The organism is Mesorhizobium sp. M5C.F.Ca.IN.020.29.1.1 (assembly GCF_003997375.1).
Classification (GTDB): Bacteria; Pseudomonadota; Alphaproteobacteria; order Rhizobiales; family Rhizobiaceae; genus Mesorhizobium; species Mesorhizobium wenxiniae.
The window spans coordinates 1-9,619 of the sequence record NZ_RZSW01000219.1 but is presented as its reverse complement, the minus strand read 5'-3'; the positions used below and the strand labels follow the sequence as shown (position 1 = coordinate 9,619).

Genomic DNA, 9,619 nt, shown 5'->3' with positions numbered 1-9,619 from the left:
AACTCTTCACCACCGAGAAGCTCAATCGTCTCGGCCCAGCCGTCATCTACAAGCGATTCGTGAGTCATCGCAGCGTAGAATCACAACCGATTCCCCGCTGCAACTCCTATCTTAGCGCATATGCCCACTTGGGGGAGATCGTCCGTTATCGCGGCTTTCGTCAATTGTCTAAGTTGCAGGATTGAGCGGAGCGGCCAAGCCGCCAATCTCCCCCCCTTGTGGGGAGATGTCCGGCAGGACAGAGGGGGCGCCTCGCTCCGCCATCAAAGGTTCTGCACCGTCGTGACGCTCTGATGGCCGACCGGCTGCGAGCTAAGCTGATGTCGATCTGCGAATGGCATGTTCAACGCCGCGGAGTTCGGCCAATCCCTTGAGCCGACCGATGGCCGGATAGCCGGGCTGGGCTCCGCGCGTCAGGTCATCGAGAATATCCTGGCCATGGTCGGGGCGCATCGGGATGACGGCGTCCTGGCGTCCTTCCGTCTTGCGCCGCGCTTCCTCGTGGAGCAGCGCGGCGACCACCGCCACCATGTCGGTGTCGCCGGCAAGGTGCTCGTCCTCGTGGAACGAGCAGGGGGTGCCGGCCGCTTCCTTGCGCACATTGCGCAGATGCGCGAAGTGGATTTTCGGACCCATCCGCTCGATCATGCCGGGTAGATCATTGTCCGGTCTAGCGCCGAGCGATCCCGTGCACAGTGTCGCTCCGTTGGCCGGGCTGTCGACTGCGTCCAGAATGTACCTGTAGTCGGCCTCGGTCGACATGATGCGCGGCAGGCCGAGCAGCGGAAACGGCGGATCATCGGGGTGGCAGCAGAGACGCAGGCCGAGGCGTTCGGCCGTAGGCACGACCTCCGCCAGGAAATCGACGAAATGCTGGCGCAGGGTTGTTGCGCCGATGCGGTCGTAACTTGAGAGTTGAGCCGCGAGACCGTCGAGAGACGTGTCTTCGGTCGAGCCGGGCAGACCGGAATTGACGCTTCTTGCCAGAATCTTCCGCGCATCGTCATCCATCTGCGCGTATCGCCGCTCTGCCTCGGAGACGATCTCCGGTGTGTAATCGCCGAGCGCCCCTTGGCGTTTCAGGATATGGATGTCGAAGGCGGCGAAGTGGATCAGATCGAAGCGCATGGTGGTGCCACCATGCGGCAGGCGCCAGGCAAGATCGGTGCGGGTCCAATCGAGCACGGGCATGAAATTGTAGCAGATGACCGAAATGCCGGCCCGCGCCAGGTTTTCCAACGATGTCTTGTAGTTGGCAATATGGCTGCGCCACTCGCCGACCTGCGTCTTGATCGCTTCGGAAACCGGCAGGCTCTCGACAATCTCCCAGTTCAGATCGCTCGCCCTTCCATCCGGCAAAGACGCGACTTCGCACTGACGTCTTTCGATTTCGGCGGGCAGCCAGACGGCGCCGTGAGGAACGTGGTGAAGAGCCGTGACGATGCCTTGCGCCCCGGCCTGACGCGCATCCGCGATCGTCACCTTGTCGACCGGGCCGAACCAACGCCACACATGTCTCATTCGAACACTCCGTTAAAAAGGATCGCCATGCGGTCCTACGCCCGCGCATCCCGCGGTGACCGACCCGCTGCTCCTCTTCATGGGCTGCTATCAGATTCCGATGTATCCGACACCCATCCTGCCCGGGAGGCCAACGGCGATGCTCCAACCACGCGAATGGCGATAGCGGCTGCCTCAACGAACGCCAGAGCGAAGTTCCTGGCTAGAGCAGCGCTTCGTATAGATCTCCGATCTTTTCAACTTCGAAATCCGCTGCTCTGCTCTTCAGGAGGGCGACAGAAGTGGGGTGGTCCAGCATATCAGCCATCGCCTTTGCCAGGGCCGCGGCATCCCCGACCGGCACCAAGGCGCCGAAACGACCGTCACCGAGAATCTCGCGCGGGCCATGCGGCGCATCTGTGGAGACTAGGGGGACGCCAGCAGCCATGGCCTCGACCAGCACATTGCCGAAGCCCTCGCTCGTCGAGGAAAGGACGAACAGATCGGCTGCGGCATAACAGGCCGCGGGATCGTTGACGTAGCCGGCAAAGAGCACATCGGCGGCGGTACCGGATTCCTGGGCATAGGTGCGCAACTCGGCAGCCAGCGGACCTTCGCCGAAGATTACAAGCCGAGCGCGGCGGCCGGCGCGCAGGATAGCGAAGGCCTGGAGCAAGGTCCGATGATCCTTGACCGGCACCAGGCGCCCAGCGGTTGCGATGACCGGGCCATCGCCCATCGCCTCCAGCTTTGTCTGCCATGTATAGGAATCTTGCTGGAGCGCCGCAGCCGGTGGCAGCGGATTGTTGATGACGACGACCTTGGATTTGGGAAAGCCGCGGGCCGCAATGTCGCGGCCGACACCCACTGAGACGGCGATGGCTTTGGTTGCGCGCGCTGCAACCAACGAGGACAGCCAGACCGCTATTCTCGCGCCGAGGCTGTTGGAAGGCAGTGAGGCCGCCGCGTGGAAGCTTGGAAAGAACCGCGCTCGGCTTCGCGCCAAGAGAAGCGCCAGCGCCACGACCAGATTGGCAAATTCGGGGGCGCTATAGACCGCATACGGACCAAGGCGGCTGAACAAACGTGCGCTTCGCACGATGCCTTTCAGCGTCTCCCACTTGCCGTAACCCTCGCCCCGGATGGGAAGGTCGAAATCGACAAGATGCACCGCGGGGGAGCGCAGCGCGGCGTTGGGTCCTTCAGCGTTCCAGGTAAAAAGTGTGACATCGTGGCCACGTGATGCCAATTCATTTGCCATGAGGACGAAGACACGCTCGGCGCCGCCGCCCCTGAGACTGGCAATGTGAAAAACAATGCGCTTCGCCATGCCTGATTCAGGCTCGGCTGACGTCGATGCCTGATCGGTTCGTCGGCTGGCGCATGTCGCGAACGATGCCCGTGGCAATGGCCAGCAGCATGCCTAGCGCAAATCCGGCGAAAGCTCCCAGGCCTGCCATCAGGGGGGTGCGGGGCGGCCACGAGCGTCCCGGTGGCGGCACGGCGGTGGAAATCACCTGTACATTCGTGGTGTCGATCTGCTCGCGCTCGGTGATTTGGCGCGAGCGAGACAGGAAGCTTTCATAGACCGCCCTCCTCGAGGCGGCGTCGCGTTCAAGTTCACGCAGGGCGACCTGGGACTCGCTGTCGGTGAAAACATTGTTCTTCAGATCGTTCATCTTGGCGCTGAGAGAAGCCAATGAGGCGTTGGCCTTATCCAGGTTGGCTTTTGCGGTGCCGACCGTGCGGGCGAACTCTGCCCTGAGTTGAGAACTGACGGTCTCGAATTCTGTCCTAAGCCGGACAATCGTCGGGTGGCGCGGACCAAAGGTCATGGATTGTGAATCGATTTGCTGCCGCAGGCTATTTGCCTTGTCGCGCAGTGCTGCGAGTGCTGCCGAAACCGCGGGGTCAGGATTGGCTCCATTGACACCGGCGGCAACCAAGGCGTCGTAACTTGCCTGCGCTGCGATGACGCGCGATTGCGCCTCTCCAATTTCACTATTGAGCTGCGTCATCGTCTGCGAACTGACAAGCTGGCCATTGCTGGAGGACAGGTTGTGACTGCGCCTGTAGCTCTCGACCTTCTCTTCGGCCGCCTGCAAGTCGCGCTTGAGTTGGCCGAGCCGGCCCTCAAGAGCAGCTGCGGCACGGCTGGCACCAGCAGCTTCGGCCTTGGCCAGTTCGTCCTGGAAAGCCTTCACTATGGCTTGCGAGATCAGGATCGCCTTGCCGGTGGTTTCTGCCGATACCGAGAGGGTTGTGACGAACGACGTTTCATCTGCAGCGACGCTGACCCGCTCCGCCAGGCTTTTCTGGGCGATAAGCTTCGGATCGGACTTGGCGCCACTCGCTGCAGCACCAGACGTGGAGGAGCTCTGGTCCGGGTCGAAAAACTCCGGATCCCTGGCTAGGCCGAGTTCGTCCACTACCCGTGCAAGCACGTTGCCCGAGGTCAAGATGCGCTGCTTGCTGCGCGCGTTAAGTATTTGGCTGTCGACCTGGCCCGGTTGCGAGTAGAGATCGTTTTCCACAACCTGCAAATTGGCAGGATTGATGAGGATTTCTGTCGTAACGGTATAACGCTGTTTGCTCAGCAACCCATAGGCGGCGCCGATGACGCCGCCGGCCACTGCCAGCATCAATGCCAACACGAGCCCGGCACGCAGCCAGACAAACAGGCGTCGAAAATCGAGCTCAAGGAAATCGCCGATCTTGTCGAGCGTCACCGTCGGGACAGGCTCGGGCGTGTGCGGAGTGACAGGGGCGGAGGTGCGTGCCATGACTGGGGCATCCTGTTGCAGCCTTGCCCTGCTGGCGCGCCGTGCATTGGCGATCCGCTCGAGTGCGCTGATATCGGAATCCGCTGCAGAGGGAGGAGTTGTGCCGGAAGCGGCGGACATGGTGCTAACTCTTGTTATTCGCTACGCGGGCCAGCACTACAGAAAGATCGTTAACATCTCATTTTCCAAGTTGGCATATTTTGCCGAGTCACACGCCGCGTCCGTTCGGCGGTCCCTTGAATGGATCTCGTTGGCCAGAATGCCGCTTGAATACCCCCATTTGGATGGGCCATGAGCTATCCCGCTGCCGCATCGGAACGATTGCTGTCCAGCCAGGCGCGCCTTCAGAACGCGCTGTCGATTCTGTTTTTCCTATGCGCTGCGCTGGCGTTCCTGCTCCGCTTCACGGTTTCACCGCAGATTATGAACATGGTCGTCGACTATACGGCCGACGGTGGTTCATTCTACGAGAAACTGCATTTCGGCACCTATGCTATCTTTCTGCTGCTTCCATTCGTTCTTTTCAGCCGGCCGTTTCTGCTGCAGGGCGACGAAATTGGAATCTTCAAGGCTTTGCTGCTCTATTCTGCGCTGATTTTCGCGCTGGTGCCGTATCTGTTCATCACCGGCCGTGCGGGCTCCTCAGGGTTCATCATCGATACCTATCTGGTGGCGGGCGCCGCAGGCCTGTTGATGCTGGCCTTGAACGCGGAAGTACGGCGGGCGTTGGGCGACGTCGTGCTTGGAATGGTGATCCTCAGTGCCGTGATGGGCACGATCGAAGCGGTGACTCAACATCGATTTCTGCCTTACGGTCTCAACGAACTGCAGTTCAGGCCAATCGGGCTATCGGCGCACCCGTTGGCCCTAGGCGCGCTCTGCGCCACTGTCATCGGATTCGTACCGCTGACGCGCTGGCGCATATGGGTGCGGGTGCTGGCGATCTTCGTATTGCTCGTCGGTTGTGCTGCGTCAGGCGCTCGCGCCGCCCTGTTGCTAGCTGCCGGAGAAACCCTCATTCTGCTGATGTTCGTGCCTTGGCCGCGCCTGACCCTCAAGCATCAGCGGCAGGCCAAGTCTGTCGTGCTGGTGTTCGCCCTGGCGGCCGGCGCAGTGCTGGTGGCCATATTGTTTTCGGGCGGACTGCTGAATCGATTCGGCAACACGATCTTTGACGAAAATTTCATGGCTCGGGTGACGATCTACCAGGTGTTCGGACTTGTTAGCTGGAAAGACATCCTGTTTGGCATGAACGTGGACGACCTGCTGGCGATCGTCAACGAGAAGCTGCATCTGCCCTACATCGAGAGCGCGCCGGTGGTCATCATCATGCTCTTCGGCTTGCCCATAGCCGTGCTCTTCATCATGCTGGTATTCTGGTTCATTTTTCGGCTGCTGCGCGCGGCGCCGCTGCCGGCATGGATCGGCACCATGACGTTCCTGCTTGCTGCGCTGTCGAACAACGCGCTCTCGTCAAAATCGCCGGAGATCGCAATTATCGTGGTGCTGCTGCTTGCCTATAGAAACGCGCCGTATAGAAACCGGCCGAAGGCCACATCGTCGGCTGCGGCTGCATCCGAGCCGAAACCGGATCGGCTCGGATAAGCACAGGCTCCAGACGCGTCAGCCGGTGCTATCCACAACCTCGACGTTGCCTGCGCGATTAAGCGTGTGAATGCCCGTGCGGGCCCATGCCGGCCCCGGGCCGATCGGGCGGGGCGGCGCAAAACGGACGTCGAAATCGTCAAGCCTATCCAGCCGCATCAACCCGAGACCGCCGCCATAGGCTTTCGACCCGTTTTGCACCGGCAGAACTACGGCGTCATCCTGGCGGATAAAGGCGCCGCCGGGCCGAGCGGCCGAGTGATCGACGGCGATGGGATTGAGCGCGTGCGCGACCCACGGCCCGCGCAGCGAGGGTGCGGAATAGACCGTCATCGTATCCGACGCGCTGCCGTAACCGAACCGCTCCGTCCCCAACAGCCAGAAGCGCCCATCCAATTCGAGCAGCGTGGCGTCATTGAAATCCTTGTCCGTCATCAGCACGGTGTCGCGTACCCAGCGATCCGGAAACTGCGCGGCGCGGTAGAGCACAAGCTCGCGCGCCGCCCCACTTTCCGGAATCATGAAAATCTCGCCGGCCTTAGCGAACACTTGCGGATACGACAGGTGGTGCATTTCCTCCAGTACCACCCTCGGCACACCGAAGGTGCCATCTTCGCCCAGCTCGGCGACAGAAATCACGCCGCGACCCGTAGCGTAGGGAAATTCCTCGACAAACAGATAGTGGCGGCCATCCCGCTCGAGGACGAATGGATCGGCATAGAATCGCTGGCCATCGTCCGGGAGGACGGTGAACGGCGTACCGTCAAGTTGCCCGGTTTCGGCGACACCTGACCCGTCGATCAGCCGATAGGCGACCTGCCAATAAAAGGGGCGCCTTCCAAGTCTGAGTTTTTGCACGGCGCGATCGACCAACCCCCTGCAGAAAAAGGGCAGATAATGCCGGACAAAACCGCCGTTCCTTAGGATCGGTGCCGGATTATCGACTACTGGCACAAGTTCGCCCGCGGAAAAACGGGCGACGCTTTGCGCAACCAGCGAGATGGCCCCAGCGAGCAGGTCGTTGCAGCTGCGAGATAGCCAGAGCCGGTCGCTGATCATCGGTCGCCCCCTGGCGACTGTGACGCCGTCGAGGCGAACGGCAAGTTCGGGCAATCGCCCGCTCGCCAGCATCTCGGCCACACCGGCGGGGAAAGTGCTGTGGCCGCAAAATTCGAGCGTCAGGACAGGCGTGCCTCGTCGAGCGGCAGTGCCGGTGAGATCGATTACGAGATCCGCTGGACCAGAACCGCCAGACGGCAACGGCTCGGAGCGGCTTGCCAATGAGGGACCGAAGCGCCGGCTCTCCATCGCCAGCACAACATCCAGTCCGCGTGCGATCGGCGCAGGCGTCGGCGCGCGGCAGCTCGATACCACGTGACTAGCTGCGTTCAACCGTACCAGGAGCTCATTTTCCCAGCGCCGAGATCCGATGGTGTGGCCGATAATTAAAATATTAGTCAATCGAATATGTTCTTTTTCAAGACTACTGTGCCAGGATACCTATCGGTTTAGGCTTTCATAAGAGTTACCGGGGAGAACGCGGGCTTGGCTGTTAATCATATATTAAGATTTAAGGTCACGAAGGCGGCTTCTGCAGCTAGTATAGCTCTTGTGGCGAATAATCAGCAGGTCGCGACGCCTTCTGGCGACCAGGATCAGCAATGAACGTCTTTTCACATCCAAAACTGCCGGTCAGGCAAAAATTGCTGATCGTGTTCGGCACGAGGCCGGAGGCGCTCAAATGCTTTCCGGTGGTGCGTGCCGCGCTTGCCCATCCGGGTTTTGTTACCGAGACATGCATCACCGGCCAGCATCGCGAGATGGTCGACCAGGTCATCGAACTGACCGGCCTGCCGGTGCATCACGACCTCAACATCATGCAGCCCGGCCAGACATTGTTCGACGTCACCTCGCGCGTGCTGCTGGGCATGGCCGAAGTGCTGGAGAAGGCGAAGCCCGATATCGTCCTCGTGCAAGGCGACACGACCACGGCGATGACTGCGGCTCTGGCTGCTTTCTACAAACGCGTCCCGGTAGCCCATATCGAGGCAGGATTGCGCAGCCACGATATCAACTCTCCCTTTCCAGAGGAACTGAACCGCAAGATTGCCGGCGACATAGCGACGTGGCATTTCGCGCCGACCATCCAGGCACGCGACAATCTCATCGCCGAAGGAAAGGCTGCGAACACCATCTTCGTGACAGGCAACACGGTGATCGACACGCTGTTGCATTTTTCCGGCGCGATCGACGCCGACAAGTCGATGAGCGCCAAGCTTGCCGCCCGTTTCCCGTTCCTCGATTCCGCCAAGAAAATGATCCTGGTCACCGGCCATCGCCGTGAGAATTTCGACGGCGGCATCCATCGCATCTGCACGGCGCTGAAGGGGTTGGCGATACGCGAGGACGTGCAGATCGTCTATCCGGTCCATCCCAATCCCAACGTGCGCTCGGTGGTCAACGCAGAACTGGGTGGCGTGCCGAATATCCACCTGGTCGACCCGCAGGACTATCTGCCGTTCCTGTTCCTGCAGAAGCAGAGCTACCTGGTGCTGACCGATAGCGGCGGCGTGCAGGAAGAAGCGCCATCGCTCGGCAAGCCGGTGCTGGTGATGCGAGAGAATACCGAGCGGCCCGAGGGGATTGCGGCGGGTACCGCCCGTCTCGTCGGCACCGATATCCAAAAAATCCTGTCCAATGCCAACAGCCTGCTCGACGATCAGGCTGCCTATCGCGGCATGGCGGAACGACACAACCCGTATGGCGATGGCCGGGCCGGTAACCGGATCGTTGAGGAATTGCTGTATCATGGCTGAGATCAAAACCGTTTCCGTTATCGGCATGGGCTATATCGGCCTGCCGACCTGTGCCATCTTCGCCAGTCGAGGGCTCGACGTCATTGGTGTCGACGTCAACGAAGCGGTGGTCGAGAAGGTCAATCGCGGCGAAATCCACATCGTCGAGCCGGACCTCGATGGTTTGATCCAGAAGGTTGTAGCCAACGGCAAGCTTAGGGCATTCAGTACGCCGCAGCCGGCGGACGCGTTTGTCATCGCAGTGCCGACCCCGATGACCGAGGACCACAAGCCTGACGTGAGCTATGTGCTCGCGGCGGCGCGAAGCATCGCCTCCGTGCTGAAGCGGGGAAACCTTGTGGTGCTGGAATCGACATCGCCGGTCGGCACGACGCGCATCATGACGGGACTGCTTGCTGATTTGCGGCCCGATCTCAAATTTCCTCTGGTGCATGGCGAAGAGGCCGATGTCCTGGTCGCCTATTCGCCCGAGCGCGTGTTGCCCGGAAAGGTCCTTACCGAATTGATCAACAACGATCGGTCGATCGGCGGACTGTCGCGCAAGTCGTCGGAACGCACCGCAGCACTCTATTCGACCTTTGTTGCCGGCGACCTGTTCACGACCCAGGCCGAAAGCGCGGAACTGGTGAAGCTGACCGAGAACGCGTTCCGCGACGTCAATATCGCCTTCGCCAACGAGCTTGCGGCAGTGTGCCAGGATCTGTCGCTCAACGTTTGGGAGGTGATCGATCTCGCTAACCGGCATCCCCGCGTGAATATTCTGCAGCCGAGCCCGGGCGTCGGCGGCCACTGCATCGCGGTCGATCCGTATTTTATCATCGATGCCGCGCCTAACAGCACGCGGCTGATGGCTTCAGCACGCCGGATCAATTCCGAGCGTCCCTTGTCGGTGGTCAGAGATATAGAAGCCTTGCT

Annotated in this window: 8 protein-coding genes; 4 read left to right on the top strand and 4 right to left on the bottom strand. The window is 60.8% G+C overall.

Going from position 1 to position 9,619, the window contains the following annotated elements:
- The coding region (locus EOA85_RS38135) for a hypothetical protein (RefSeq protein ID WP_206523318.1) at nucleotides 1-185 on the top strand (185 nt) is incomplete at its 5' end.
- A gap of 127 nt (nucleotides 186-312) precedes the next feature.
- On the opposite strand, the gene uxuA is transcribed toward EOA85_RS38135, so the two are convergent.
- The 3 genes from uxuA to EOA85_RS18365 form a co-directional block, all read right to left on the bottom strand.
- A complete protein-coding gene (gene uxuA / locus EOA85_RS18375; protein ID WP_127210671.1) occupies nucleotides 313-1,521 on the bottom strand; it encodes a mannonate dehydratase in 1,209 nt (402 codons plus the stop codon).
- 202 nt (nucleotides 1,522-1,723) lie between these two features.
- Entirely contained in the window at nucleotides 1,724-2,830 is a 1,107-nt protein-coding gene (locus EOA85_RS18370) for a glycosyltransferase (RefSeq protein WP_127210670.1), read from the bottom strand.
- Nucleotides 2,831-2,837: 7 nt separating this feature from the next.
- Nucleotides 2,838-4,403: a GumC family protein gene (locus tag EOA85_RS18365; protein WP_127210669.1), complete on the bottom strand. Its 1,566-nt coding sequence runs from the start codon at nucleotides 4,401-4,403 to the stop codon at nucleotides 2,838-2,840.
- Between the two features lie 171 nt (nucleotides 4,404-4,574).
- Here EOA85_RS18365 and EOA85_RS18360 point away from each other — a divergent pair, with 171 nt between their 5' ends.
- Nucleotides 4,575-5,888 carry a VpsF family polysaccharide biosynthesis protein gene (locus EOA85_RS18360; RefSeq protein WP_206523317.1) on the top strand — a complete coding sequence of 438 codons (1,314 nt, stop codon included), beginning with the start codon at nucleotides 4,575-4,577 and terminating at the stop codon, nucleotides 5,886-5,888.
- Nucleotides 5,889-5,906: 18 nt separating this feature from the next.
- On the opposite strand, the gene EOA85_RS18355 is transcribed toward EOA85_RS18360, so the two are convergent.
- On the bottom strand, nucleotides 5,907-6,947 hold the full coding sequence (locus EOA85_RS18355) for a hypothetical protein (RefSeq protein ID WP_245485847.1): 1,041 nt from the start codon (nucleotides 6,945-6,947) through the stop codon (nucleotides 5,907-5,909).
- 602 nt (nucleotides 6,948-7,549) lie between these two features.
- On the opposite strand from EOA85_RS18355, the gene wecB reads away from it, so the two are divergent.
- A complete protein-coding gene (gene wecB / locus EOA85_RS18350) occupies nucleotides 7,550-8,704 on the top strand; it encodes a UDP-N-acetylglucosamine 2-epimerase (non-hydrolyzing) (RefSeq protein ID WP_127210667.1) in 1,155 nt (384 codons plus the stop codon).
- On the top strand, nucleotides 8,697-9,619 hold a 923-nt coding region (gene wecC, locus EOA85_RS18345; RefSeq protein WP_127210666.1), incomplete at its 3' end, for a UDP-N-acetyl-D-mannosamine dehydrogenase. The genes wecB and wecC, both read left to right, overlap by 8 nt.